This window comes from Acetoanaerobium pronyense, assembly GCF_017874355.1.
GTDB lineage: Bacteria > Bacillota > Clostridia > Peptostreptococcales > Filifactoraceae > Acetoanaerobium > Acetoanaerobium pronyense.
The window spans coordinates 14,399-38,931 of record NZ_JAGGLI010000006.1 but is presented as its reverse complement, the minus strand read 5'-3'; the positions used below and the strand labels follow the sequence as shown (position 1 = coordinate 38,931).

26 protein-coding genes, 1 tRNA gene and 1 riboswitch are annotated in these 24,533 nt (G+C 33.3%); of the genes, 1 reads left to right on the top strand and 26 read right to left on the bottom strand.

What is annotated here, in order from left to right; all coding sequences use genetic code 11:
• Nucleotides 1–17 precede the first annotated feature (17 nt).
• The 21 genes from J2Z35_RS03945 to J2Z35_RS03845 all read right to left on the bottom strand — a co-directional run bounded on the left by J2Z35_RS03945 (nucleotide 18) and on the right by J2Z35_RS03845 (nucleotide 19,689).
• Nucleotides 18–968: an ABC transporter permease gene (locus tag J2Z35_RS03945; RefSeq protein ID WP_209659611.1), complete on the bottom strand. Its 951-nt coding sequence runs from the start codon at nucleotides 966–968 to the stop codon at nucleotides 18–20.
• Complete coding sequence (locus J2Z35_RS03940) at nucleotides 968–2,059, bottom strand: ABC transporter permease (RefSeq protein WP_209659609.1); 1,092 nt, start codon at nucleotides 2,057–2,059, stop codon at nucleotides 968–970. The genes J2Z35_RS03945 and J2Z35_RS03940 overlap by 1 nt, the downstream gene beginning before the upstream one ends.
• Nucleotides 2,052–3,578, bottom strand: coding sequence for an ABC transporter ATP-binding protein (locus J2Z35_RS03935; RefSeq protein ID WP_209659607.1), 1,527 nt, complete (start codon nucleotides 3,576–3,578; stop codon nucleotides 2,052–2,054). The genes J2Z35_RS03940 and J2Z35_RS03935 overlap by 8 nt, the downstream gene beginning before the upstream one ends.
• Nucleotides 3,579–3,706: 128 nt before the next feature.
• Nucleotides 3,707–4,822, bottom strand: coding sequence for a BMP family lipoprotein (locus J2Z35_RS03930; protein ID WP_209659605.1), 1,116 nt, complete (start codon nucleotides 4,820–4,822; stop codon nucleotides 3,707–3,709).
• Between the two features lie 179 nt (nucleotides 4,823–5,001).
• Nucleotides 5,002–6,177, bottom strand: a complete 1,176-nt coding sequence (grdD, locus tag J2Z35_RS03925) for a glycine/sarcosine/betaine reductase complex component C subunit alpha (RefSeq protein WP_209659603.1) — start codon at nucleotides 6,175–6,177, stop codon at nucleotides 5,002–5,004.
• Between the two features lie 16 nt (nucleotides 6,178–6,193).
• On the bottom strand, nucleotides 6,194–7,729 hold the full coding sequence (gene grdC, locus J2Z35_RS03920; protein WP_209659601.1) for a glycine/sarcosine/betaine reductase complex component C subunit beta: 1,536 nt from the start codon (nucleotides 7,727–7,729) through the stop codon (nucleotides 6,194–6,196).
• Nucleotides 7,730–7,905: 176 nt separating this feature from the next.
• Complete coding sequence (gene grdB, locus J2Z35_RS03915) at nucleotides 7,906–9,216, bottom strand: glycine reductase complex selenoprotein B (RefSeq protein WP_209659599.1); 1,311 nt, start codon at nucleotides 9,214–9,216, stop codon at nucleotides 7,906–7,908.
• A 19-nt stretch (nucleotides 9,217–9,235) separates the two neighbouring features.
• Nucleotides 9,236–9,712 (bottom strand): glycine/sarcosine/betaine reductase complex selenoprotein A, encoded by a 477-nt coding sequence (grdA, locus tag J2Z35_RS03910; protein ID WP_209659597.1) that lies wholly within the window; start codon nucleotides 9,710–9,712, stop codon nucleotides 9,236–9,238.
• A gap of 49 nt (nucleotides 9,713–9,761) precedes the next feature.
• Nucleotides 9,762–11,048: a glycine/sarcosine/betaine reductase component B subunit gene (locus J2Z35_RS03905; RefSeq protein WP_209659595.1), complete on the bottom strand. Its 1,287-nt coding sequence runs from the start codon at nucleotides 11,046–11,048 to the stop codon at nucleotides 9,762–9,764.
• Nucleotides 11,049–11,070: 22 nt separating this feature from the next.
• The gene (gene trxA / locus J2Z35_RS03900) at nucleotides 11,071–11,388 is read right to left on the bottom strand and encodes a thioredoxin TrxA (RefSeq protein ID WP_209659593.1); all 318 of its coding nucleotides are present in this window, start codon (nucleotides 11,386–11,388) and stop codon (nucleotides 11,071–11,073) included.
• 106 nt (nucleotides 11,389–11,494) lie between these two features.
• Entirely contained in the window at nucleotides 11,495–12,448 is a 954-nt protein-coding gene (trxB, locus tag J2Z35_RS03895) for a thioredoxin-disulfide reductase (RefSeq protein ID WP_209659591.1), read from the bottom strand.
• A gap of 16 nt (nucleotides 12,449–12,464) precedes the next feature.
• Nucleotides 12,465–12,824, bottom strand: coding sequence for a GrdX family protein (locus tag J2Z35_RS03890; protein ID WP_209659589.1), 360 nt, complete (start codon nucleotides 12,822–12,824; stop codon nucleotides 12,465–12,467).
• An 82-nt stretch (nucleotides 12,825–12,906) separates the two neighbouring features.
• A riboswitch (glycine riboswitch) is annotated at nucleotides 12,907–13,007 on the bottom strand.
• Nucleotides 13,008–13,119: 112 nt separating this feature from the next.
• Entirely contained in the window at nucleotides 13,120–13,590 is a 471-nt protein-coding gene (locus J2Z35_RS03885) for a tRNA (cytidine(34)-2'-O)-methyltransferase (RefSeq protein WP_209659587.1), read from the bottom strand.
• 17 nt (nucleotides 13,591–13,607) lie between these two features.
• A complete protein-coding gene (locus J2Z35_RS03880; RefSeq protein ID WP_209659585.1) occupies nucleotides 13,608–14,420 on the bottom strand; it encodes a Cof-type HAD-IIB family hydrolase in 813 nt (270 codons plus the stop codon).
• A gap of 5 nt (nucleotides 14,421–14,425) precedes the next feature.
• A complete protein-coding gene (locus J2Z35_RS03875) occupies nucleotides 14,426–15,019 on the bottom strand; it encodes a histidine phosphatase family protein (protein ID WP_209659583.1) in 594 nt (197 codons plus the stop codon).
• Nucleotides 15,004–15,768 carry an adenosylcobinamide-GDP ribazoletransferase gene (gene cobS, locus J2Z35_RS03870; RefSeq protein ID WP_209659735.1) on the bottom strand — a complete coding sequence of 255 codons (765 nt, stop codon included), beginning with the start codon at nucleotides 15,766–15,768 and terminating at the stop codon, nucleotides 15,004–15,006. The genes J2Z35_RS03875 and cobS overlap by 16 nt, the downstream gene beginning before the upstream one ends.
• Nucleotides 15,769–15,797: 29 nt before the next feature.
• Nucleotides 15,798–16,355 carry a bifunctional adenosylcobinamide kinase/adenosylcobinamide-phosphate guanylyltransferase gene (cobU, locus tag J2Z35_RS03865; RefSeq protein WP_209659581.1) on the bottom strand — a complete coding sequence of 186 codons (558 nt, stop codon included), beginning with the start codon at nucleotides 16,353–16,355 and terminating at the stop codon, nucleotides 15,798–15,800.
• A 51-nt stretch (nucleotides 16,356–16,406) separates the two neighbouring features.
• A complete protein-coding gene (locus J2Z35_RS03860; protein WP_209659579.1) occupies nucleotides 16,407–17,795 on the bottom strand; it encodes a VanW family protein in 1,389 nt (462 codons plus the stop codon).
• A gap of 11 nt (nucleotides 17,796–17,806) precedes the next feature.
• Nucleotides 17,807–18,433, bottom strand: a complete 627-nt coding sequence (gene nth / locus J2Z35_RS03855; RefSeq protein ID WP_209659577.1) for an endonuclease III — start codon at nucleotides 18,431–18,433, stop codon at nucleotides 17,807–17,809.
• Between the two features lie 9 nt (nucleotides 18,434–18,442).
• Nucleotides 18,443–18,724 carry a DUF503 domain-containing protein gene (locus J2Z35_RS03850; protein WP_209659569.1) on the bottom strand — a complete coding sequence of 94 codons (282 nt, stop codon included), beginning with the start codon at nucleotides 18,722–18,724 and terminating at the stop codon, nucleotides 18,443–18,445.
• 62 nt (nucleotides 18,725–18,786) lie between these two features.
• Complete coding sequence (locus J2Z35_RS03845) at nucleotides 18,787–19,689, bottom strand: epoxyqueuosine reductase (protein WP_209659567.1); 903 nt, start codon at nucleotides 19,687–19,689, stop codon at nucleotides 18,787–18,789.
• Nucleotides 19,690–19,755: 66 nt separating this feature from the next.
• Here J2Z35_RS03845 and J2Z35_RS03840 point away from each other — a divergent pair, with 66 nt between their 5' ends.
• A complete protein-coding gene (locus tag J2Z35_RS03840) occupies nucleotides 19,756–20,160 on the top strand; it encodes a RusA family crossover junction endodeoxyribonuclease (RefSeq protein ID WP_209659565.1) in 405 nt (134 codons plus the stop codon).
• A 145-nt stretch (nucleotides 20,161–20,305) separates the two neighbouring features.
• On the opposite strand, the gene rpmF is transcribed toward J2Z35_RS03840, so the two are convergent.
• The 5 genes from rpmF to selB form a co-directional block, all read right to left on the bottom strand.
• Complete coding sequence (gene rpmF, locus J2Z35_RS03835) at nucleotides 20,306–20,482, bottom strand: 50S ribosomal protein L32 (protein WP_209659563.1); 177 nt, start codon at nucleotides 20,480–20,482, stop codon at nucleotides 20,306–20,308.
• A 23-nt stretch (nucleotides 20,483–20,505) separates the two neighbouring features.
• The gene (locus J2Z35_RS03830) at nucleotides 20,506–21,012 is read right to left on the bottom strand and encodes a YceD family protein (protein WP_209659562.1); all 507 of its coding nucleotides are present in this window, start codon (nucleotides 21,010–21,012) and stop codon (nucleotides 20,506–20,508) included.
• A 172-nt stretch (nucleotides 21,013–21,184) separates the two neighbouring features.
• The gene (locus tag J2Z35_RS03825; protein ID WP_209659560.1) at nucleotides 21,185–22,381 is read right to left on the bottom strand and encodes an acetate/propionate family kinase; all 1,197 of its coding nucleotides are present in this window, start codon (nucleotides 22,379–22,381) and stop codon (nucleotides 21,185–21,187) included.
• Nucleotides 22,382–22,476: 95 nt separating this feature from the next.
• A tRNA-Sec gene (locus tag J2Z35_RS03820) sits at nucleotides 22,477–22,573 on the bottom strand.
• Nucleotides 22,574–22,652: 79 nt separating this feature from the next.
• A complete protein-coding gene (selB, locus tag J2Z35_RS03815; RefSeq protein WP_209659558.1) occupies nucleotides 22,653–24,530 on the bottom strand; it encodes a selenocysteine-specific translation elongation factor in 1,878 nt (625 codons plus the stop codon).
• Nucleotides 24,531–24,533: the final 3 nt, after the last annotated feature.

Genomic DNA, 24,533 nt, shown 5'->3' with positions numbered 1-24,533 from the left:
TTTTAAAATCTCTTTTTTTATCTTTTTCCTGCATCATAAGGTTCTCCAAGCGCTTTTGGAGATTTAGCATTTCTAGAAAACAAAACAAGGGCAATCAAAGTTATAACATATGGAAATGAGTTAAGCACAGCATTTGGAACTATATTGAATGCCGGAATAATGATAGACATGTCGGCTATAGTTTTTGCAAGGCCAAAGAAACTAGCTGCCCATAAAACCCCCCATGGCTTCCATTGTCCGAAAATCAAAGAAGCAAGAGCAAGGAATCCTAATCCACTATAAGTTAATTGGGAAAATTCCCCTGAGTATGTTCCAATAATTATTGCTCCACCAAGTCCTGATAGTATACCAGACATAAATACTCCTATGAATCTCATTATAGTAACATTTATACCCATTGAATCTGCGGCATGGGGATTTTCTCCACACGCCCTAAGTCTTAGTCCAAAAGGCCTCTTGTAAAGAACATACCAGCTCAGGGCCACTATAGCAATAACTATAAAGGTAGTAATATACGCATTTCCAAAAAATAATGGACCAATTATTGGGATATCATAAAAAGGGGCAATATTTCTTCTTGGTACTCCTCTTGTAAGCTGAATATTTGCGCTTCCTGTAAGTCTTCTTGCTAAATAAATTGTAAGGGCGAGAGAAAGCATATTAATAGCTGTACCACTAATTACTTGATTTGCTTTCATTTTTATAGTGGCATATCCATGAAGCAGTGAAAAAATCCCACCTGCCAATGCTCCAACTAACAACCCAACCCAAATTGCAGTCCCTCCTAAGGATGGAAACGTATAGTAAACAAATAGAGCATAAGAAAAAGCACCTATTCCAAGCAAGCCCTCAAGACCTATATTAACTATACCACTTCGCTCACTATATAGTCCTCCAAGCGCTATTATAAGAAGAGGAGCTGTGTATGCTAAAGCTAGAGGGAAAATACTTACTGCTAATTCCCACATTATTTTTCACCTCCATCTTTTTTCAGTGATTTTCCAAGCTGAGAAAGCCAGCTTTTAACCATTAAATTTGCTGCAGAGAAGAATACTATTGTAGCTATTATTACAGGTACTAAATCATTTGGAACTCTTGCAGATGTCTGCATAAATAGCTTTCCTGAGTTCATAAATCCGAATAAGAATGACGAAAAAACAACTCCAATAGGTGATAGAAGTCCTAGTAGTGCAACTGCTATTCCATCAAATCCATGAGGAGGTAAAACTCCAATTTTAATATTGTTTGTAAAACCTAAATAATAAGTCGCTCCTGCAAGACCAGCTAAGGCTCCAGAAATCATCATTGATAAGATTATATTTCTATCAACCTTCATTCCAGCATATTCGGCTGCATCTGGATTGAATCCTACTGCCTTTAATTCATATCCAAATGTTGTTTTTTCTAAAATAAACCATATTATTATTACGGCAATAAAAGCTAAAAATAGTCCAAGGTTTATATAAGAGCCATTAAACATATTGCTCATCCAAGCTGTTCGTAAAGATGCTGTTGATTTTATAACTGCAGACTCAGTATCAAAATTTCCTGGAATAGTAGCTCTTACTAAATCATATACAGTCCAGTATGCAATCCAGTTCATCATTATAGTACTTATTACCTCGTGGACTTTAAATTTAGCCTTCAAAAGCCCTGGTATAAAAGCCCAAAGTCCTCCAAATACTATTGAACTAAGAACAGCTAGAGGGAGATGTATAATTCTTGGAAAATCAAATACTATCCCAATATATACGGCTACGAAACCACCCATTAACATCTGCCCTGAGGCTCCTATGTTAAAAAGACCTGTTCTAAAAGCAAAAGCAACTGAAAGCCCAGTTAGAATAAGAGGAGTCATATTTAGCAAAGTGTTTCCAAATCTCTGTAGGTTTCCATAAAATCCAGCTCCCATAAGTAGGGCGGAATAAGCCTGAATAGGGTTAAAGCCCGAGGCCATCATTATAATAGCACCAACTAAAAAACCAAGAAATACTGATAAAAACGGAATTATAATATTTTGTTTTCCTTCATCCGTTATATATTTTATAAGTTTATTCATGGGTATCTTCACCTCCTGAGCCTGCCATCATAAGTCCTATTTCATTTTCATTAGTCTCTTTTGCATTAACTATTCCCACTATCTTTCCACCATATATTACAGCTATTCTATCAGCTAGATTTAATATTTCATCAAGCTCAAGAGAGAAAAGCATTACAGCTCTACCTTTATCCCTTTCTTCAATTATTCTTTTATGAATATACTCAATAGCTCCTACATCAAGTCCTCTAGTTGGTTGAGCAACAACCATCAAATCTGGAGAATTGCTTATTTCTCTTGCTATTATAGCCTTTTGTTGATTTCCACCAGACATACTCCTTACAAGAGTCTTGGAACCTTGACCACTTCTAACATCAAATTCCGCTATTAGTTTTTCTGAGTTCTTTCTAATTTCATTTCTTTGTAAGATTCCATTTTGCGAGTAGGGAGATTTATAGTAGTTTTGAAGTATCATATTGTCTTCTAAGGTAAAATCAAGTACAAGTCCATGCTTATGTCTGTCTTCTGGAATATGGCCTATACCTTTACTATACCTTTTTCTAATAGGCATTGACTTTAGTGACTCTCCCTTCAATAAAATATCCCCTGACTCTATTTCCGCAAGTCCTGTTATTGCTTGAATAAGCTCAGTTTGACCATTCCCTTCTATTCCAGCTACTCCAAGTATTTCTCCGTAGTTTACTGAAAGGGATAAATCCTTTACTGCATCCAATCCTCTTTTGTCTTTTACAGTTAGGTTTTCTATTTTAAAGGCTACATCTCCAACCTTTGCTTCATCCTTTTCAACTGAAAAACTCACTTCTCTTCCAACCATAAGCTCAGCCATTTCTGCTTTGGTTGTTTCAGCTACGTTTACAGTACCTATTCCCTTTCCTTTTCTAATAACTGTACATCTATCCGCTACAGCTTTAATCTCTTTAAGCTTGTGGGTTATAAGTATAATAGACTTTCCTTCTTTAACAAGGTCTTTCATAATCTTCATAAGTTCTTCAATTTCTTGAGGAGTCAATACAGCTGTAGGCTCGTCAAATATCAGAATTTCGGCATCCCTATAAAGCATTTTTAGGATTTCTACCCTTTGCTGCATTCCAACTGATATATCTTGAATTTTTGCATATGGGTCAACTCTTAGTCCATATTGCTTTGAAAGAGTCTCTATTTTTTTTGCTGCACTTTTTATATCAATAGAAAGACCAGAAGTTTCTTCCATCCCTAAGATAATGTTTTCAGTTACTGTAAAAGTATCGATTAATTTAAAATGCTGGTGTACCATTCCTATTCCAAGTTCAGTAGCTATATTAGGGTTTGAAACTTTTACTTCCTGTCCCCTAATTTTTATTATTCCTTTTTCTGGCTTATATAGACCAAATAAAACTGACATCAAAGTAGATTTTCCAGCCCCATTTTCACCAAGTAAAGCGTGAATTTCCTGTGGTTTTAGTTGGAGTGTTATATTGTCATTGGCCACAATTCCAGGAAATTCTTTTCGAATATTTAGCATTTCGATTATATATTCCATATTTAGCCTCCAAATGTTTTTTAACATTATATCATAAATCAATTTATAAACTATTGCTGAAGTCGCAAAAAAAGTGTGCAAAGCACACTTTTTTTGGCATCTACTTTATAAAGTGTATTTTAAATACTTTATTGTATAAAAGCATCAAGATCTTCTTGGCTAGCTGGAACCACAACAGAACCATCTATTACAAGATCTCTTATTTCTTGAATTTGTTGATAAATTTCACTGCTTAGATTTGGGTTTTCTTCAGGTATTCCAACCCCATTATCTGCAAGTGTAAGAGTTACTATTTCTCCACCTGGGAATCCGCCGTTTATAATTGCATCTATATAATCATAAGCAGCAACATCTATTCTCTTAACTGCTGAAGTAAGAGTAACAGATCTTCCATCTTCCATCATACCTGTTTCATATTGGTCTACGTCAACACCAATAACAAACACATTTTCTCCTGCAGTAGCTCTTTGCTTAGCCTCGTTGAATACTCCAACTCCAACTCCGCCAGCTGCATGGAATATTATATCTACACCTCTATTATACATTCCAGAAGCTATTGTTTGACCTGCACTTACATCTGTAAATGTTCCTTGGAATACGTAGTTGTCGTCAACATTTACATCAGTTCCTAGGTTTTCATTCGCATAATGAACCCCAGCTTTGAATCCCCATCCAAATTTTTGAACTGGAGGAATTTCCATACCACCTATAAATCCAACATTTCCTGTTTCTGTTGAAAGTGCAGCTGCAATACCAGCTAAGAAAGCAGCTTCATGTTCATTAAAGAAAACTGATACTACATTTTCATGTGACACAAATTCAAAATCACCAGTATGGGGATATCCATCAAGTAGTATGAATTTTATATCTTCATGAGTTGCTGCAGCTTCATTTATAGCTGTTTCAAACTTGAATCCTGGAGTTACTATAATTTCATAGTCAGTATCTGCAAGGTCATTTATTGCACTTACATAATATGCATGCTCTTCCCCACCAGGCTGTAGGTAATCAATTTCAACTGCATCTGGATGTTCTTCTTCATATTGAACTATACCTGTCCAAGTACCTTCGTTAAAAGATTTGTCATCAATAGTTCCTGAATCCGTAACTAGTCCAACTTTTACTGGAGACCCTCCATTATCTGTGTCTGTGCCAGTACCTGTTTCATTTGTAGTTCCGCAACCACTAAGAACCGCAGTTCCCATAAAGGCTGCTAAAAGTAATGCTGCAAGTCTTTTTTTCATAGTTTAATACCCTCCTCGTTTAGTATGGAAACGTTATTATAAGGCTCTCTTTTATTTTAACAAAAGTTTTACATTTTACAAGTAAAATTTATATATATTCTATACAAATACTTAACTTGAGTATAAAAACTCAATAGACTAAAAAGGCGGGCCTAAGTTTAAGCCCGCCATTCTTATAATTAACAAATATCCCCTTCTCCAGCTGCATAGCCTGCTGATGTAAGTATTTGCTGGCATTCCTTCACCTTGTCTTCAGGAACTAAAACTATAGGACCTGTACAACCCATACCACTTTCAGCATAAATATTGTTTTTCCATAATACAGCTACCGCATCTTCTAGCTCCATAATGTCTATGCCTGAAATAGAACCTGTAACAACAACTTTGTCAGGAATTTTAATCTCTTCTTTTTCTTCTTTCTTAACTGATTGCTTCTCTGTAGCTTTTGCAACTATACTCATCCAGTTGATTTTGTTCAATATATCAAACTCTTTCGCTGCAATATCATTTATATTATTGTTAGCTATTTCGTGACCATACTTTAAGGCATTTGCAATAACTGGTGCTCCAGATGCTCTAGAAAGTATCAGTACATTTCTATTGTACCCTTCTCCGATTCCAGGTCCATAACCGTAGCCTGAAATTTCATATTGCCCTCCACTTGTAAAGGAAGAAAATAATTTCATTAGTATGTTTCCTGTTAAAGTATCAGTTACGATTACATCTACAGTTCCAAGCAGAAGATCATTTCCTCTTAGTACATTTCCTCCATCACTTCTTTGAGACTCCCCAAAGTTTATGTTATAGCCCTGTGCTTTTATTTCTTTAAGAATTTTTTCTACAGTTCTCGCTCCATCTACATTTAGTATCCCCACTGTAGGATTTTCAATGCCTGAAGCCTTTGCAGCTATAATTCCATATATTGCATTTTTTACCATAGCTTCTATTCTATGGGCAGAAGAAGTCCCTGTTGTGGTAGCTATAAACATTTCCTTTCCTTTCGATGGGGTTACAACCCTTCCTACTGTTGAAACTCCAATTGGAAAGTTATAGTGCATAGTAATGCATGCTCCTATGTCTTTATTGTCTAGCTTTTCTTCCATTATTTTGTACATTTCTTCTTCTGTTTCAGCAACAAGCGTCTCAAGACCTGAATCATTCTTAGGACCTATTAAAACTATCTTTAAATCAGGGTAAAGCTTTGATGCAAGCTTTGCTCCTTCAATCAAAGTATCTTCTCCATGTTCACTTCCTAAAGTAGTTAATGCAACTTTTTTGGTTTTTCCAAAATTTCCAGTTTCAATTGCATCTGCAATTTCCAAAAAGGCATTTCCTATTAACTTATTCAGTTCCATAATTTATGCCTCCTTATTATTCAGAAAGATTTTCAGCAAGCTTTCTCATTGCGTCTGCTATCATTAATTTAACTTTGTCCTCATCAAAAGAGCTTGCTGTTGCTTCCTTAACTCCATCATTTTTTTCAACAACAAATGAGACCCCATCAAACTGGTTAGTCATTCTAGCTAGGAATAGACTTCCTTTTCCAACTATCATAACCTTTTCTATGTTATTATTTTTTATCTCATCAATAGCAAATCCTATATATGGAACTCCAGATGGTATATGCCCTTGAGTAGGAGCAAATCCAGGCATTCCGTGGTCTTTTACAAAGGTTGTAAGACTTGATCTTTCAAGCTCTCCTCTTTTAACCCCAAGTGCTGCAATCATCTTGTAGTTCGCTTCTGGAACATCCCCAGCTCCTGCAGGTTTAGTTATATCAGGATTTTGCATTTCTACAGAGTATTTATTTATGTCTGTTATTTTTAATCCACCTTTATCAAGAGGCATAGTTATTAAAGAAGTAATTACTGCTTGTGGTGATGATCCAGTACCTACAGTATGTCTTCCTACAAGATCTGTGTTTACAACTGGAGATATTCCATCATCTTCAGAAACTAAAACAGCAAATCCTCCAAGAACATCCTCTAATACAGGAATATTTTTCTTAACATGGTCTTTAGCGTTCATTCCAAGTTTTGCAGTTGCTCCACCACCTACAACTACTACATGCTTATATACTCCAGCTTTTACAAGGGCTGCAGCATTTATAAGAGCATGAGTAGGTCCAGCGCAGAATCCTCTTGTGTCAGAACCTGTTGCATTTACGAATCCGCAAGATTCAGCTATTGCTTTAGCAAAGTTTCCTCCACCTCTTTGATTCATATCCCCGCAAGCTTCTTCTGAACATTCAATTACATATTCTACTTCTTCAGGCTTTATTTCTGATTTTGCCATAAGATGTTTAGCAGCAAGAATTCCAGAAGCCTTTACAACTAGATTTTCAAACATTATATGAGCATTTAAGTTAGTATCCGACTCATGAGCTCTTTTAACGCATCCCACTATTTCCCCATTATGATAAAGAGCCTCAGCATGATGTTCGTTTATAGATGTCATTATAGAATCTAAATCTTCACCTTCTTTAAAAACAGCAAGCTCTTGGTCAGTAAAAAATCCTCTTTCTTTAAATCTTGCAATAACTGAAGAAGTAAATTCCTTAGTTAATTTTACAAGATCAAAGGAATCAGACATTTTAATCATTCCAACAAATTCATCTTGAGGCATAATTTCCCCAAATTTTCCATCTCTAGATCCATTCACTGGATTTTCAAACCATGGAACTGGTACTTCATTTAAAGACTCTGGAGCATTGTTTCCTATAAACACCTGATTAGGAGCATAGTTAACCACATCTTCATAAGATCTTATAGAGTTTCCAAGATTTTTTAAAAACTCGGAATCTGGGTTTGAAAGTTTTTCCATTTGAGCAGTTGTTCCATTATGAAGTATCATATCAGGAGTGTGTACAAGTATATAGCTTGCATTTTTTAGTACAGGTTTAGTCATAAAGCACCTCCAAGTAAATTCTGATATATAGTACAGAGGAAATTACACATAACATATGAATCATATATATATGAATAAATTTAGTTTTATAAGGTTATGTAATTTGCTCTATAGTTAACTTTTCATATTAAATTAGATGGGAAAGCTCCCATCTAATTTAATATTTTTATATTTAACTAATCTTCAAATACAGTCTGTCCATGAACTTCTGTTTCTAAAGCTCTTAAAGCTTTTTCAACAAGTTTTCTTCTGATAGATTTTTCCTCACTTGGATCAAGCGCAGGGTTTCCAAGTGGATGAGGGATAGCTATCGTAGGGATTATTCTATTTGCTCCAACTGTAAGTGAAATTGGAACAACTGTGCACATATGAACAACTGGAATTCCAGCTCTTTCTATTTCCTTAACCATCGTTGCACCGCAACGAGTACACGTACCTCAGGTAGATGTTAAGATAACAGCATCAACTTTGTTATCAAGAAGATCTTTTGCTATTTCAGCTGCAAATTGCTTAGAATTAGCAACTGAAGTACCATTACCCACTGTAGTATAGAAATACTGGAATAATTCGCCTATTTCGCCATTTTTTTCCATTTCTCTAAGAACATCAACAGGTATTACTCTATCAGCATCAAGATTTGCATATACTGGATCATATCCACCATGTGCTGTCTCATGATCTGCTTCAGTTAAATCAGCAAATCCAGAAATATCATACTTTCCATATTTGGAAGCAGAAGATGATTCTATACGATCAGGGTTGCCCTTAGGAACTATTCCACCTGATGTAACTATAGCAATTTTTGCTTTAGTAACGTCTTTAATTGGCTGATTAGGAGCAACTCTATCAAAAGCTGGCATAGGATACTCAGTTACAAACTCTTCTCCCTTTAGCTTTTGAATAAGCATTCTAACTGCTCTCATAGAACCTCTCTCTTCAGCAGGTGCATTAACTCTTATTCCTCTTTCGATATATCCTTCTTCAGCAGGACTAAGAATTTCTTCGCCACTTATTAGTTTAAGAGCAAATTTTGCAACTGCTGGAATAGCTGTTCTCATACCAGCTGCTGAATCTTTAGTTCTTACTATATATGCATCTTTTTTAAATACATCTACTCCAGGGTTTTCATCATACATAGCAGTAAATGCTTTTATGCCTAATTCTTCTTGAACCATTTTTACTACAGCACCGCAAGCCATTCCATATCTTCCTGCATTGAAAGCCGGTCCAGCTATAACCATATCTGGCTCAAAAGATTTAATCATATCTAAAACTTCAACTTTAGCTTCATCAAGGTTTTCATTGAAATATGAATCTCCGCATACAACTGTTCCAACAATTTCTACTTCTTCTCCTAGAGCTTTGTCTAGTTGAGCAGAAACTGGAGGTAATTCATTAAGTATATGAGGTTTAGTGTCAGCTTTCTCTTCGCCACCTATTCCAGCAAAGAACTGGTTGATATAATGGACAACCTTAGCTTTTCCCATAGGTACGTCCCCCTTTCATCTAATCGTTAAATTTGCAAAACTCAGTTCTTATATTTTTCATTTCTTCTATTATTTCATCTACATTAAGAACCATTTCCATCATACCGATTTGATCATCATATGTTTGAGCATCAACTTCGTCTTTGAATTCTGGTTCTACTGCATGATAAACTCTTAATCCTAGCTCAACACCTGCAAGTGGTCCTGCGAATGTAGGATCTCCTGCTGTAACTGTTTCAGCTGCTAGACCAGCAGCTTCGGCTTCTGCAGCACCTATTAAAACCACTAAGTTTTCAGCACCATACTTCTCTGATGCATCTTTAACTCTCTTTTGGTTTTCTAGGTCCATAGCCCCCGCAGCGGTTCAGACAAAACACTCTGTTGATGAAAAAATAACTTCACAATCTATCGGCTTTAGGCATTCTTCAATAGCTGGGCCTGGAATACCATCACGATCGCCGATTATAACAATTTTCTTACCTTCAAAACGGCTCATATTCATCCTCCTTAGTCATTTTTATTTGAATCAAAGTATTTTTATTTAATTAATAAGTTTTTGCAGTTCTTTTATTGAAGCCAACTTCACTTGTTGCTCCAGTTATAGCTTGAATTTCAACTTCGATGCTTCCATCTTCTCTAAGAGAACCATCGAATCCTCCAGCTATTACATCTACAACTTCTATATGTCCTATAATTCTATCTAGCTTAGGTAGAACTATAACCATATTTGCATTTCCTCCAGTAACGCAAGCGTCTCCTGATGGATCAGAATCTGCAAGTGATTGAGATGCTCCATCTCTTCCTGCATATTCATCAGTTAATATTACAGTTTTGATTCCTTTAGCTGTGATTTTCTTACAATTCATCATAAGGTCAGTATCTGGATTTCCGAAACCTTCCTCAGAAATAATAACACCATCAAGACCTAAATATTCAGCCATTTTAGCTGTCCAGTTAGAAGAACGCTCTTTGTCAGCAAGATAAACGTTTTCATTTGTGATAATAACTCCAACAAAGTTATACTCCTTACCATGAAGCTCGTAAAGGTCATGTATAACTGGGTTGTTCATATGAACGAAAGTAGGGTTTTTATCACAAGCAGAAACGCAGTTTCCAGATACAATAGCTCCATCCATAACTTCAGTTGGATAAATCATTGTAGGTATTATTTTCTTTGCATCTACTCCATATACATAAGTATCATGTAAAAGTCCTTGCGTTTGTAGCATATATACATATGCAACCTTAGGAAGGTCAGGATATTCTTTTACAGATTCGAATATAGGTTTAGTTTCATATGTTTTTATTTCATTTGGTTCAACATTTCTTCCAGCCTCACCTAAATATTTTGCAGCCTTAAAGCCAACTATTCTAACAGCTTCTTCATGCTCATGTTGCTTTAGAGAATCTATAGGATCAGCGATAACAACAACGTTGCATGTTTCAGAAAATGGAGTGTACTCAGCTCCAGGGCCAGTCATATCAATGATTCCCTCTTGGAAACCAACAATTTTACCTGTAGTAACTACAGCCGCTCCCTTAAGAACATGAGTTCTACCTTCTCCAACAGTATCAACCTTGCTAAGGAAACCTGGGAATATTCCACCATTTCCTTCAACCTTAACTCTTGGCTCAATTACATCTTTTACAGGTGTAATTCTAACACTTTCTCCTGGTCTTACGATATCGATATCAATAAACTTGATATGATCATCGTTAGAAATTTCTTTAATCATTTCCTCTTTATTAATATAAAGAGTAGAATTTTCAACTTTAGTTACATCACCAAATTGAATATCTTTAATAAAGATATTTCCTATTTCAAGACGCATAGAGTCACCTCCTCATTATTTGTTAGATATATTTCTTAATCATAGCTTCTACATTTGCTTTTGTAGCATCTTCCTTTGTAAGTTCGTCAATTTTTTGACCATCTTTGTAGATAGCTATGGTAGGAAGACCAAGTACTCTCTCTTTAATCGCAAGTCTTCTTGCTTTTGTAGTGTCTAATTTTGTGAATTTTATTGATTCCCCATATGCTTTTTCTAATTCTTCAATATCTGGCATAAGAGCTTTACAAGGTTCGCAGCCCTCACTCCAAAAGTCTACTAAAACAGGTCCTTCGCTTTTTTGTACTTCTACTTCAAAAGTATCTTTATCTACTGGTAACATAATTAAAAGCCTCCTTAATTTTATATTTAAACCAAGAAAAACTACACTTTCTTGGTTTATATAAATTTTGTCATAAAAACTCGAATCTTTAAGTTATTCTTATGGACTATGCTTCCTCAAATACATGCTCATCAACATATTTTTCAGCCATTACTGCTGCTATTGCCCCATCTGCTGTTGCTGTAACAACCTGTCTTAATATTTTTTCTCTTACGTCCCCCGCAGCAAAAACTCCTTCGATTTCAGTTTTCATAAGATCGCAAGTCTTTATATATCCAGCTGGGTTGAGATCCATTTTACCTTGGAACACGTGAGTTTGAGGGATATATCCTGTAAACACAAATATTCCAAAAGTTCCTATTTCTTCATCTGCAAAGTACTCAGTAATTTCTCCGCTTACTGTATTTTCAAATACAACAGATTCTACTATTCCTTCGCCTTTTATTTCATTAATTTTTGTATCCCACATAAAATCAATCTTAGGATTTGCAAATGCCTTTTCCTGGATAGATTTAGCAGCCTTTAATGAATCTCTTCTATGAACTATAGTAACTTTTTCTGCAAATTTAGTTAAGTATATAGCTTCTTCAACTGCAGAATCTCCTCCACCTACTACAAACACTTGCATATCAGTAAAGAAATCAGCATCGCAGGTTGCGCAATATGATACACCTTTTCCTGTAAGCTCTTTTTCCCCAGGAACATCTAATTTTCTTGGACTTGCTCCAGTTGCAACTATAACTGACTTAGCTCTATATTCAGCTTTTTCACCTTTTATTACTTTTATTTTCCCAGTAAAATCAACATCAAGAATATTATCTTTTACCTTTTCTGCTCCAAATTCATCTACTTGCTCAACCATTCTTGCAACAAGAGACGGTCCAGAAGCATCAGGAATAGATCCTGGATAATTTGCAACTTCTTCCGTAGTTACTATTTGTCCTCCAGTTCTGTCCTTTTCAATAATTAAAGTGCTCATTTTTGCTCTTGCTCCATATAATCCTGCTGAAAGACCAGCAGGTCCTGCCCCTATAATAACTAGGTCGTATAATTTTGACATCTGGTTCACTCCTTAACTATTTTTTTAATGCATTTTTTATTAAGTCGAAATCAATTACCATGAAATCCTCTTTTATTCTATCTGGCCAGACAGGCGTTGCAATATCTTTTTGAAGCTTAACATATGTGTCTATAGCTTTTTCGACTAACCCAAGGGAATCAAAGTCTAACTTATCTGACTTTTCAATCGCTATTGATTTATAGGGTGTCTCATTTGGCTTAATACTACCAGAAAGAGGGTGAGTCAATAGTACATAATTTTGATGAACATAATCCCTGACTCTTAATAGGACATCATAATAACTTCCACTTAGTAATTCTACCCGTTCAGTAGAAAAATAATCTTCAACTTTAGGGTTGTTTGAAATAATTAGCATAATTATAACCTCGCAAATGTTTTCCTATGAATAAAAAAAACAGGGAAACAATAGCCTTGTTTCCCTGTTTAGTCCAGAGCTCTGTCGAAGCAAAATCCATTTGCCTGAGAATTTCATCCAAAACTTGGCATGTTTGGACTTGTCCCTTCGGCGCTCAAAATGAGACTCTCTTTTGCTCTTCATTCAGAATTTATTAAATTGTTTTATCTTTTCTATAAGCATATTCTATACTATAAAATTCCAGAATGCAATAAAAAAATTCAGTTTTTTTCATTAATTGTTAAAAAAATATTTTTCACTTTAAAAAATCCAGATTTTGCTGTCTTATAACTTCATAAAGTGCTATTGCTACTGTGTTAGATAAATTTAATGACCTTACCCTATCATTTATTAACATTGGCATTCTTAGATTATTTTCAGGATTTAGTTTCAGGATTCTTTTTTCAAGCCCCTTTGTTTCTTTACCAAAAATCAAAAAAACACTATCTCCAAACTCTGCATCTGTATATTTTTTGGAAGCCTTTGTCGTAAAAAAATACATATCTTTCAGATTTTTGTTTACTAGAAATTCATCAAATGATTCATAAATTTTAATATTAGCTAAATCGAAATAATCTAGTCCCGCTCTTTTTAAGCTTTTTTCATCTAATGAAAATCCAAGGGGTTTTATCAGATGAAGCACTGAGTCTGTACAAACACAGGTTCTGATAATATTCCCAGTATTTTGAGGAATTTCCGGTTCTACAAGAACTATATTAATTGACAAATTTATCTTTCCTTTCCTTAAATATATTTGTATATAGCACTAGCTACTCCATTGTCATCATTACTGTCTGTAATATCAAAAGCTAAGTCTTTTAATTCTTTTTCTCCATTTTTCATGGCAATCCCATAGCCTACAGTTTTTATCATGCTTATATCGTTCATATGATCTCCAATGGCCATTATGTTTTCAGGCATTATTTCTAACCGTTTTGAAATAAGCTTTAGGGCATTTCCTTTTGATACAGATTTTGACATGATTTCTATATTGTTTACCCATGACTGACTTATTTCTATATTATCAATTTCAGATAGCTTTTGTTTTATTGTTTTGAGTTTTTTAATATCATCATCAATAATAATAAATTTGAGGATGTTTAAATTAGCTTCAATTATCCTTTCTATATCATCAATTAGCTTTATATCTATGCGCTCATCTTCTTTTAGATTTTCATTATTGTTCATATAATAAAGAGCTGAATATTTGAGTTCACTTGTGTAAAAATGTTTATCTGTATAGAAATAGTAATAAAGATTGTTTTCTTTAAGCAGCTCAAACAACCTTTTATATAGATTTTTTTTAATTGGTTTTTCATAATATTTTTCCTGAGTTAAATAATCTTGTATTAGAGCTCCGTTACATGCAATTATAGAAGGGTGAAGATTTAGTTTTTTAGCAAATAATTTAGCAGATGTATAAATTCTTCCTGTAGCTAGCATTACAAGAACATCCTTTTCCATGGCATACTTTATAGCCTTAAAATTTTCATCGCTGATTATTTTGTTAGAATTTAAAAGAGTTCCATCCATGTCACATACAATCATTTTAATCATTTTTTTCACCTCAAGTGTTCTGTTAAATTCAAATAGTTTATAGTCGCAAAATTTTCTTTATATGTTATTTTCGTTATGCTACAATTATCTATTTGGAAGCTCCATTTTAATGAATCATCTTTGGAGATAAGATAGGATATTATTTCTCTTATAACCCCCGAGTGAGACACTAAAGCGATATTATCATCCTCAGAGGAGCTTGAGATTATATCTTCTAAAGTTTTTTGTATCCTTGCACTAAACCCAAAAGTGCTTTCTCCATTTGGAAATCTATAGTTTGAATCTTGACAAATAAATTTTTCGTATTCTAAAACAGATGACGTTTTTATTTCATTTAAAGTTTTTCCTTCAAAATCTCCAAAATTAATTTCCTTAAACCCTTCATCTATAATCACATTTCCTGTTATTTCTTTTGCAGTAATTAAGGCCCTTTGAAGAGGAGATGAGTAAACTTTATCAAATCTATAATCTTTTAGTCTATCCGATAATTTTTTAATTTGAGATTTTCCAATATCACTTAAGGCGCTATCTGTATGTCCACAGAATTTTTTTTCACTATTGTCTACTGTTTCACCATGTCTTATTAAATAGATAACCATATTTTTACTCCTAAAAATAGTACAATTAAGTAAAGAGTTTCTGATAGCTCACAAATCGCACCTAATATGTCACCCGTAATTCCATCTATTTTTTTATATACGTGGTTTCTATAAAAATATACGATTGTCACTACAATCAAAGCAGAAATTGCTGTTAGGAAAAATATCATAAGATTATAAAAAGAAATGGTATATAAAAAAATAAATCCAAATCCACTTATCATAGTAATTATAAAATCCTTTTTTTGAATTTTCCCTATAAATACATTTCCCATACCTTGCTCTCTTGCAGGTTTTCCTTTATAGCACGAAAGGCAAAGAGCTAACCTTCCAACAATAGGCATAATTAAAATCACATAAAGCATATTGTTTTTTACAAGCAAGTCAATCATTCCAATTTTTAAAATAAGGTTAATCATAATCCCTAAAAGTGCATTAGTTCCCAGTCTAGAATCTTTCATAATTTCAAGTATTCTTTCTTTATCTCTATTACTGTAAAGGCCATCAAAAGTATCTCCAAGTCCATCAAGATGTAATCCACCTGTTAAAAAGACAGTTGCAGTCACAGTAAATATCCCTCCAACAAATGATCCAAAAATAATATTCCCTATGTAGAGTGTCATGAAATATATAATTCCTAATATTAATCCTACAAATGGAAAATAAACAATAGATTTGTTGAAGTTAGGATCAAATTTCGAGCTAGTTTTTACTGGAATCCTAGTTAAAAAACCAATAGTACTAATCATTCTGTCCAATTTGAAATCCTCCTGATTGATTATTTTATTTTTATATTTATCCCTGATACAATAAGATGAACTTCGTCACTTTGCTTTGCTATAAACTGATTTGCTCTTCCTACTATGTCTCTATAAATTCTTGTATATCTATTTCCTGGCACTATGCCAAGTCCAATCTCATTTGTTACAACAACTAGGTCAATTGGATTGCTTTTTACTGCTATTAGCATATCACCTATTTCTTGAATTACTCTTTTTTCAAATTCATTGATAATATCTAATGTATCTTTTTCAAAATCAATATTTGAATGAAACATTAGATTATTAATCATCACAGTTACGCAATCTAACATAGCTAAATCATATGAGCTAGAAATAGAGTTTATTATAGGTCCTAAATTTTTATAAGCTTCTATAGTTTCCCAGTGAGAAGGTCTTTGAGCTATATGCTTTTTAATTCTATCTTTCATTTCGTCATCAAATGACTCACTGGTTGCTATATAGCAAATCTTTTCGCTTCTCATATCTGATAACTGTTCTGCAAATTGGCTTTTTCCTGATCTAGCCCCTCCAGTTACAAGAGTAATTTTTCCCATATTTGCCCCCTTTATTTTTTAAAAATAAATGAGTGTGATATCACACTCATTTTAGTCGTTAAATATAACTTCTTCACTTAATCCCTCATCTTGATTTTCAGGAGTTTCTATAATAGCAGTTTCAGGAGTTTGAACTACAACAGGACCCGTTCCTACTTTAATTACTTTCTTTCTTGTTGGATAATGATCTCTAGAAACAACTTTTCTTTCTCCATTTAAAACAGAATATGTCACTGATTTTATTCCATCTCTTCCTGGTTCTTCTACAACTTCTTTTCCAATTGGAATGCTAGGATCATTTTTATATTCAACCTGTCTTGGAATTACCTCAACTATTTCTGAAGATAGAGTAACTTTACTATGATTTGTAGTATCTCCATAAACTGCAGCTCTTACTTTATTGCCTGATACATAAGTCTTTATATAAACCGGAAAATCATGAGTATTTTTAAACTTCAAATCTAAAACTCCGTGAACTACAACTGCATCTCTTCCTATATTAACATAGGTTGAAGGAATTGAATGTGCTCTTCTTTGCACAACGTCAAGTCCTGCATAAAGTACTGAATTATATAAAGTAGAAGAAACTTGACAAACTCCTCCACCTACTCCTTCTTGAAGAACACCAGCAACAATAACAGGTGCATTTTTATATCCATTTGCAATAGTAATCCTTCCAGTTGCATCATTAAAGCTAAACTCCTGCCCTGGAAGAAGAAGTACATCATTTACAGAGCTTGATGCTAATCTTATATTTTGAGACCTGCCGGCTACATTTGCATTAAAAGTAGTTGTGTATTCTCCAATTATGCCGTTGATTCGTCTAAGCATTTGAGATGTTATAGCTGGAGCTTTAGTTTCTATCGGAATCTCAACAACTGGGGAGTTTTCATTAGCTAAAGATGTCTGAACTATATTTTTGAGAGATTCTTTGTCAACTTTAAAGCCCTCAATCCCTTCTTGTATATTGATTTCAGAATTTATTGATATAGTTGCATTTTGAGGATTTTGATCTATTGCCTGAGTTATTTCTTCAAATATAGGTTCAAAAGAATCAAAATTTTCATTCCTAGTTAGTAGAATATTAATATCTGATCCAGCTCGTAAAGATATAATTTCTGATAAATTTTTTATAAAACCATGGGTTCTGCCTATATTATAGGCTTCATCTACTGCTTTTTGTAATTCATAAAAAAAACCAAGCTCTTTTAAATCATATTCCCAATCCTTGTCTTCATGGATAAATTTTATTTTTCCAAAGCTGAATGTGGATTCCACTAGGTTAAGCGCTTCGCTTTTAGTCAAATCTGAAACTGAAACCCCTTCCACATATATGCCTTTATGAATAAGATTAGATTTTACAATCTTGTTTGCATAAATAACTCCGGATGAAGCTATTAATATTACACTAATTAAAAATAAAATTATTGCTTTTTTCAACTTTAATCCTCCTAATCCAACCCCTTATAATAATAACAAAAATTTTTCACTTCACAATTATCACATAGAGGATTTCTAGCTTTACAGGTTCTTCTTCCGTGAAAAATAAATACATGATGGGAAAGAGACCAGTCTTTTTTTGGTATTTTTTTCATCAGGTCTATTTCTACAAGCTCGGGTGTATTTCCCTTTGAAAAGCCTAACCTATGAGATACTCTATATACATGGGTATCTACAGCAATCGCCGGAACGTCAAATGCATTGCTAAGGACTACATTGGCTGTTTTTCTTCCAACTCCAGGAAGAGACAGCAAATCTTCCATATTATCTGGAACCTTAAAATCAAATTTTTCAATTAAAATCCTTGACATTTCTATAATGTTTTTTGCTTTACTGTTATAAAAACCAATAGATTTGATTAACTTTGCAAGTTTTTCCTCTCCCAAAGCTACCATATCATCTGGGGTATTATATTTCTTAAAAAGATCAGAAGTAACTATATTTACACGTTTATCAGTTGATTGCGCACTAAGTATAGTTGCAACCAAAAGCTCATATGCATTAGAATGATTCAGTTCACAAGTTGCATCAGGATACATGTCTTTTAAAATTTCTAAGATTTTTTTATATCTAGTCATTCAATACTCCTATACAATTTCTATGTCTGTTGAAATTATTTCTACTCTTTCATCATTTTCAATAAAGTTGAATACATTACTTATTACTGATTCAATATGCTTCTTAGAATTAGAAACACAACTGAATCCTAGCAGACTCTTTTGCCATATATCATTGTCTCCTACCTCTGCTATAGAAATATTATATCTACTTTTTAATCTCTCTATAATACTTTTTATTACTTGCCTTTTGCTTTTGAGTGATATGCAATTATATACTCTTAATTCCACCTGACATATCCCTACTATCATTATATCACCTATGACTTTCTTTTACTTTTATTTTATCACAAATACCTCGATTGCCCAACTGCCTAATCCTTTTTAAAGTCTTTAATAGCAGTGAAGTTTCTTTCTAGTATTTTTTTTCCTCTCCATGAAAAACTTCTATCCCCATATTTTTTTTTAAATTCTTTATTTGAATTACTGCAGATATCCTCTGTAATATCTTCCATAATTATGTCTTTTCTTTTCGATATAGTTATTTCTTTATTCATAGGACATACCATTTGACAAATATCACAGCCATAAACTTTTCCTGATTTTTTTATTATCGTAGCTTCATCTATAGTAAGCTCTCCTTTTTTTTGAGTTATATATGAAGCACACAACTTAGGATTAAATTCTCCATTTGAACTCAATGCCTTCCCAGGACATATGTTAATACACACTCTGCACTTAATACACCTTTTTTTAACCGTTTTCTTTTCTCTAAGTCTTATATCGCTTGCTAATATTCCTAAGAAGCCATAACTTCCATATACTTTGTGTATAAGAAGCCCGTTTTCTCCCAAAAATGCTAGTCCAGAAATATATCCAAAAAATTTTTCATCTAAAGGTCCATTATCTACTTGAACAAAAGTATTTGCCCCTGGAAATTTTTTAATGAATAATTCTTCTATTTGTTCAATCTTTTCCTTTACCCAGATATGATAGTCTATCCCTTGAGAATATATTGATATATTTCCCTTTGGATTATGTCTTTTAGTGAGATACGGAAAGAAAAAAATAATTAAAGATTTTGCATTTTCTAAACTGGTTTCTGGAAATATTTTTTTTTCTATATCCTGTTCTTCAAACTCACTTGCTAGTTTTTTTTCTTTTCTCTTTTTTAAGAAATTCAAGCACTCTAATTGCTCATTATATATATTATTTAAATCAATTACTCTATATTCAACATCTATAAAGCTTTTCATTATTTCATCTATATGATTCATTTTATTTGCTCCTTTTAGTTATCACTAGTATAATACAATAAAGAATAAAAAAAATGAAGGTGAATAATGCTAAAATTTATCATACCAGGAAGACCTATAAGTAAATCTAATTTTAAGCTCAGTAATATTAAGGGTAAAACATGGATGCCCCACAAGGGAAAATACTCTAAATATGTCGCTTATGAAAACCTTATCGCAGGAATAATAAATGAAACATATAAAGACGTCCCACTCGAGGGCAATATAATAACTGTATTGAAACTTTATTTCCCAAATAAAGTTATGGGAGATGTTCATAATTATCCCAAAAGCATCTGTGATGGAATAGAAAAAAGCGGCATTATAAAAAATGATAAACAGCTAAAGCCTTTTCTTATTTTGGATTTTATTGACAAGGAAAATCCCAGAGTGGAAATTGAGCTTTATCCTCAACATGAATATCATTTTGACTTTACTTTATCTAAAAAATAAATAATGGGATGCTTTATAAAACGTAAATTTTATAAAGCATCCCATTATTTATTTTTGAAATCATTTTATTGTTTATGTATTTATAAGATATTTCCCTTGGACCCTTAAGCCCATAAAAAAGCATGTAGAAATCTACATGCACTTTTTATTTAGATACAGCTTCTCTTCCTTTGTAGTGTCCGCAATCAGGACAAACTCTATGAGGCAATTTCGGCTCATGACATTGTGGACATTCTACTAGTCCATTAGCAGATATCTGCATGTTTGCAGCTCTTCTTGAGCGAGTTGCAGACTTGGCTGTTTTTCTCTTTGGTACTGCCATTTAGTGCACCTCCTTTAAAATAATCATTTTAAAATATCCTTAAGCTTTTCAAGTCTTGGATCAACGTCATATTCTTCACTATCGCATATGCATTCATCCAAATTTAGATTGCCACCACAGGTTTTGCACAATCCTTTACAACCTTCATCACATAAAGTTTTGATGGATGTGTTTTCTATTAGGGCAATCTCTAATATTTGAGTTAGATTCACTTTTTCATCTTCAATAATAATGCTTTCAAAGTCCTCATATTCAAGGTTTTCGTCAACAAGTACTCCGTCAACCTGAAACTCATATGAATTGTGAAGCTCTTTAAGACATCTTGAGCACTGTTCTTCAAGAAAAACATTTATTTCAAACTCTCCAATTATTCTGGATTTGTCCTTAGATAGTTTTCCTCTTATTTCAGGCTTTTTATAAAAGTGATACTCTAAATTGCCTATTTTCTTGTAATCTATTGGCAAGACTACATTTTCTATTGCCATAGTGGTCTTACTTAATCCCTTGAACTCTTTTATGGATATTTCCATTTATAACACCTCAATAATCAACAAAACTAATTATACAAACAGGCTAGTGTTTTGTCAAGTAAAATAACTTGATAGAATAAGGAGGCATAAAGCCTCCTTGAGTTTTTATAGCATTTCAATAAAATTCTTAATAGTTTTAAGAAGCTTTCATCTAGTCTTCTAGCTGTTTTCTTTATTTGTTAAGTACTTCTAAAGTCTCTCTTGCAATCATTAGCTCTTCATTAGTAGGAATAACTAATACTTTTATCTTAGAAGCATCCGAAGATATTATTTGCTCTTTTCCTCTAACATTATTTCTCTCAGAATCAACCTCTATACCAAGTGCCTGCATATCTTTACAGATTTCAGCTCTAGCCTCAGAAGAGTTTTCTCCTAATCCTGCTGTAAATATTATAGCATCAAGACTTCCCATTTCTGCCATATATGAACCGATGTATTTTTTTACAGTCTTGTAGTATGTTTCTAGAGCAACTTTAGCTCTTTCGTTATTGTCAGCAGCAGCTTGCTCTATATCTCTAAAGTCAGAGCTTACTCCAGAAATACCTAACACTCCAGATTTTTTATTCATAACATCATTAATCTGAGATATGCTAAGATTTTCTTTTTCCATTAAAAAAGTTACTATAGCTGGATCTATATCTCCGCATCTAGTTCCCATTATAAGACCTTGAAGTGGAGTTAATCCCATTGAAGTATCTACAGACTTTCCTTTTTCTATTGCAGTAACACTCGCACCGTTTCCTAAGTGGCAAGTTATTATATTGATATCTTCTGGGTTTTTCCCAAGAAGCTCCGCAGTTCTTTGCGATACATACTTATGAGATGTTCCGTGGAATCCATATTTTCTCATCTTATATTTTTCATAGTACTCATACGGAAGTCCGTATAGATAAGATGATTTTGGCATAGTCTGATGGAATGCAGTATCAAAAACTCCAACCATAGGAACTCCAGGAAGTATTTCTTCACATGCATTTATTCCTATTAGGTTTGGAGGGTTATGTAATGGAGCTAGCTCTATACACTCTTCAACAGCTTTTTTTACATCTTCATCTATTTTTACAGATGCTGAGAATTTTTCTCCTCCATGTACTACTCTATGTCCAACTGCTGTTATCTCGCTTATATCCTTTATTGCTCCATGAGCTGGATCAAGTATAGCTTTAATAACATGCTCAAGTGCAATCTTGTGATCTTGCATCTCATCTTCTATTGTTACTTTTTCTTTTCCTGTTGCTTCGTGTTTAAGTACAGATCCTGGAATACCAATTCTTTCAACAAGCCCTTTAGCTAAAACGTTCTCATTTTCCATATCAATTACTTGATACTTAAGTGAAGAACTTCCGCAGTTAATAACTAAAACCTTCATAGATAAATTCACCCCTATAATATTTTTTTAGTGCATATAATAAAGTTGATGACAATTTAAGTTCTTTACATGTGGATTTAATTTTTCAAAAAAATTGGCGGGAGTATGTGGGAATCGAACCCACCTAAGAAGCTCCTAACCCCTCAAACTGGTTTTGAAGACCAGAGGGCACACCAGCACCCATCTACTCCCAATTAAACTACCTATGGATTATAACATAACTTTATGTTTTGAAACAAGATGTATTTTCAAAGACTTTATCTTCATGTAATTAATTGTACTTTATTCTAAAATCTCCATCTCTTTTAGTGATTTTATTGTTGTCAAAGTATTCAAGTATTGCTATTGTATATTTTCTGCTAAGCCCTGTCATATCTTTAAAGTCTTTAACTGTTATTTTTTCATTTTCAGCTAAAAAATTCAACAAATCATTCTTTATCTTTTCCATAAGACTTATATCGTATATTAAATCATCGCTTATTCTTTGAAGCTTGATTCCTATTAATGAGTTTAAGATTTCTTCCTTTAGACTATCTTTTTCAGTTACTTTATCTGTCTGAAGTGGAGACATATTATTTAGATAATGATTTTCAAGTTCTTTTTTTACAGCTGCTCCCTTTCCTTCATATGTGATTTCAAAGTCTGTTAAAGAAATTATATTTTCTTTTATTTTTACTTCTTTTGATATATTTAAAAGCTCAAGTACTTTATCAAAATCTTTTGGCTTAAATGATTTATATACTCTAGACCTTAGTTCTTCTTTTGATATTCCAAATCTATATGGGAAAGTTTTGTGATATTTACTTATTACGTCTATGGCCTTTATGTTTAATTCAGCTAATTTATCTTTACTAAAATATCCCTCATTAATTTTAAGAGCTCTCTCTTCTTCTATTAGAATCTCTAATCCTTCTTCGACTATTTTTTTATCTTCATTTAGTTCTTGAGTTATAACTTCAGATAAAAGAGGTGAGCTTGATTCCATAAGAACTTTTTCTATTTTATCTTCTAATCTTCCCTCTTCTTTTATTCTAAGATTCTCCACAATATCTAGATTGATATTATGCTTTGGAGGATTCGGGTCAAGGATAGTTCCTCCACCTATTGTTTCCATAGGCGAATAGAATCTCAGTATTATTTTGTCCATAGATTTTGATGCTAAAACCTCTTCTAGTCTTATTTGTACATAGCCTTCTTCACCTTTATTAATCCTATTTTTCTCAAGGGGAACAACCCTACCTAGTATCTCTCTTGCTCCATGATAGACTCTAACTCTATCCCAGTGTTCAAGGTCCCTTGATGCATTTTTTAGAATTTTTATCTTTGCATCTATCATCATGCTCTTTGGAATACTGTTTGAACTTGAAAGAATATCTCCTCTTTCAACTTCATCAACTGAAATTCCAGAGACATTAACTGCCACCCTCTGCCCTGCATAACCAGAGTTTACACTCTTTGAATGTACTTGAATATTTCTTACTTTTGAAGTGATTTTTTTAGGATATATCGTTACTTCATCATCCACATTCAAAGTCCCTTCTATTAGAGTTCCTGTAAGCACAGTTCCGAAGCCTTTTATTGAAAATACTCTATCAACAAACATCCTTGCAGGCACACTTAAGTTTTTGGGTTCTACTTCATCTGTCATGTTATCAATTTTTTTCACAAGATCATTAATTCCAAATCTTGAAATTGAGTCTACTGCTATTATTTCGCTATTTTCTAAAAATGTTCCTTTTATTTCTGAAATTATATCTTCTTTTATAAGTTCAATAAATTCCTTTTCTACCTTTTCAGCTTTTGTTATTACAACAATTCCTTTTTTTATTCCAATTAAATTTAATATATCTAGATGCTCCCTAGTTTGAGGCATGATTCCCTCTTCTGCAGATACTACTAGTAAAATCATATCCATACCAGCTACACCAGCAAGCATATTCTTTAAAAATTTTTCATGCCCTGGAACATCTATGATTCCAGCACTTTTATTTTCATTTATTTTAAAGCTTGTAAACCCTAAATCTATAGATATTCCCCTTTTTTTCTCTTCCTTTAATCTGTCGGTATCCGTTCCAGTAAGAGCTTTTATTAGGGTGGTCTTTCCGTGATCTATATGCCCAGCAGTTCCAATTATTATATTTTTATTCATCTA

What these genes read in the sequence shown, in the direction of transcription:
- J2Z35_RS03935 (WP_209659607.1), bottom strand. Translation starts at nt 3,578, where the DNA reads ATGGAATATATAATCGAAATGCTAAATATTCGAAAAGAATTTCCTGGA.
- cobU (WP_209659581.1), bottom strand. Translation starts at nt 16,355, where the DNA reads ATGGGAAAAATTACTCTTGTAACTGGAGGGGCTAGATCAGGAAAAAGC.
- J2Z35_RS03825 (WP_209659560.1), bottom strand. Translation starts at nt 22,381, where the DNA reads ATGAAGGTTTTAGTTATTAACTGCGGAAGTTCTTCACTTAAGTATCAA.
- J2Z35_RS03945 (WP_209659611.1), bottom strand. Translation starts at nt 968, where the DNA reads ATGTGGGAATTAGCAGTAAGTATTTTCCCTCTAGCTTTAGCATACACA.
- J2Z35_RS03905 (WP_209659595.1), bottom strand. Translation starts at nt 11,048, where the DNA reads ATGCGTCTTGAAATAGGAAATATCTTTATTAAAGATATTCAATTTGGT.
- cobS (WP_209659735.1), bottom strand. Translation starts at nt 15,768, where the DNA reads ATGATTAGTACTATTGGTTTTTTAACTAGGATTCCAGTAAAAACTAGC.
- nth (WP_209659577.1), bottom strand. Translation starts at nt 18,433, where the DNA reads ATGACTAGATATAAAAAAATCTTAGAAATTTTAAAAGACATGTATCCT.
- rpmF (WP_209659563.1), bottom strand. Translation starts at nt 20,482, where the DNA reads ATGGCAGTACCAAAGAGAAAAACAGCCAAGTCTGCAACTCGCTCAAGA.
- J2Z35_RS03890 (WP_209659589.1), bottom strand. Translation starts at nt 12,824, where the DNA reads ATGCTAATTATTTCAAACAACCCTAAAGTTGAAGATTATTTTTCTACT.
- grdC (WP_209659601.1), bottom strand. Translation starts at nt 7,729, where the DNA reads ATGACTAAACCTGTACTAAAAAATGCAAGCTATATACTTGTACACACT.
- J2Z35_RS03845 (WP_209659567.1), bottom strand. Translation starts at nt 19,689, where the DNA reads ATGAATCATATAGATGAAATAATGAAAAGCTTTATAGATGTTGAATAT.
- J2Z35_RS03850 (WP_209659569.1), bottom strand. Translation starts at nt 18,724, where the DNA reads ATGATAGTAGGGATATGTCAGGTGGAATTAAGAGTATATAATTGCATA.
- J2Z35_RS03930 (WP_209659605.1), bottom strand. Translation starts at nt 4,822, where the DNA reads ATGAAAAAAAGACTTGCAGCATTACTTTTAGCAGCCTTTATGGGAACT.
- J2Z35_RS03875 (WP_209659583.1), bottom strand. Translation starts at nt 15,019, where the DNA reads ATGGTTATCTATTTAATAAGACATGGTGAAACAGTAGACAATAGTGAA.
- J2Z35_RS03840 (WP_209659565.1), top strand. Translation starts at nt 19,756, where the DNA reads ATGCTAAAATTTATCATACCAGGAAGACCTATAAGTAAATCTAATTTT.
- selB (WP_209659558.1), bottom strand. Translation starts at nt 24,530, where the DNA reads ATGAATAAAAATATAATAATTGGAACTGCTGGGCATATAGATCACGGA.
- trxB (WP_209659591.1), bottom strand. Translation starts at nt 12,448, where the DNA reads ATGTCAAAATTATACGACCTAGTTATTATAGGGGCAGGACCTGCTGGT.
- J2Z35_RS03940 (WP_209659609.1), bottom strand. Translation starts at nt 2,059, where the DNA reads ATGAATAAACTTATAAAATATATAACGGATGAAGGAAAACAAAATATT.
- trxA (WP_209659593.1), bottom strand. Translation starts at nt 11,388, where the DNA reads ATGTTACCAGTAGATAAAGATACTTTTGAAGTAGAAGTACAAAAAAGC.
- J2Z35_RS03880 (WP_209659585.1), bottom strand. Translation starts at nt 14,420, where the DNA reads ATGATTAAAATGATTGTATGTGACATGGATGGAACTCTTTTAAATTCT.
- J2Z35_RS03830 (WP_209659562.1), bottom strand. Translation starts at nt 21,012, where the DNA reads ATGGAAATATCCATAAAAGAGTTCAAGGGATTAAGTAAGACCACTATG.
- grdD (WP_209659603.1), bottom strand. Translation starts at nt 6,177, where the DNA reads ATGGAACTGAATAAGTTAATAGGAAATGCCTTTTTGGAAATTGCAGAT.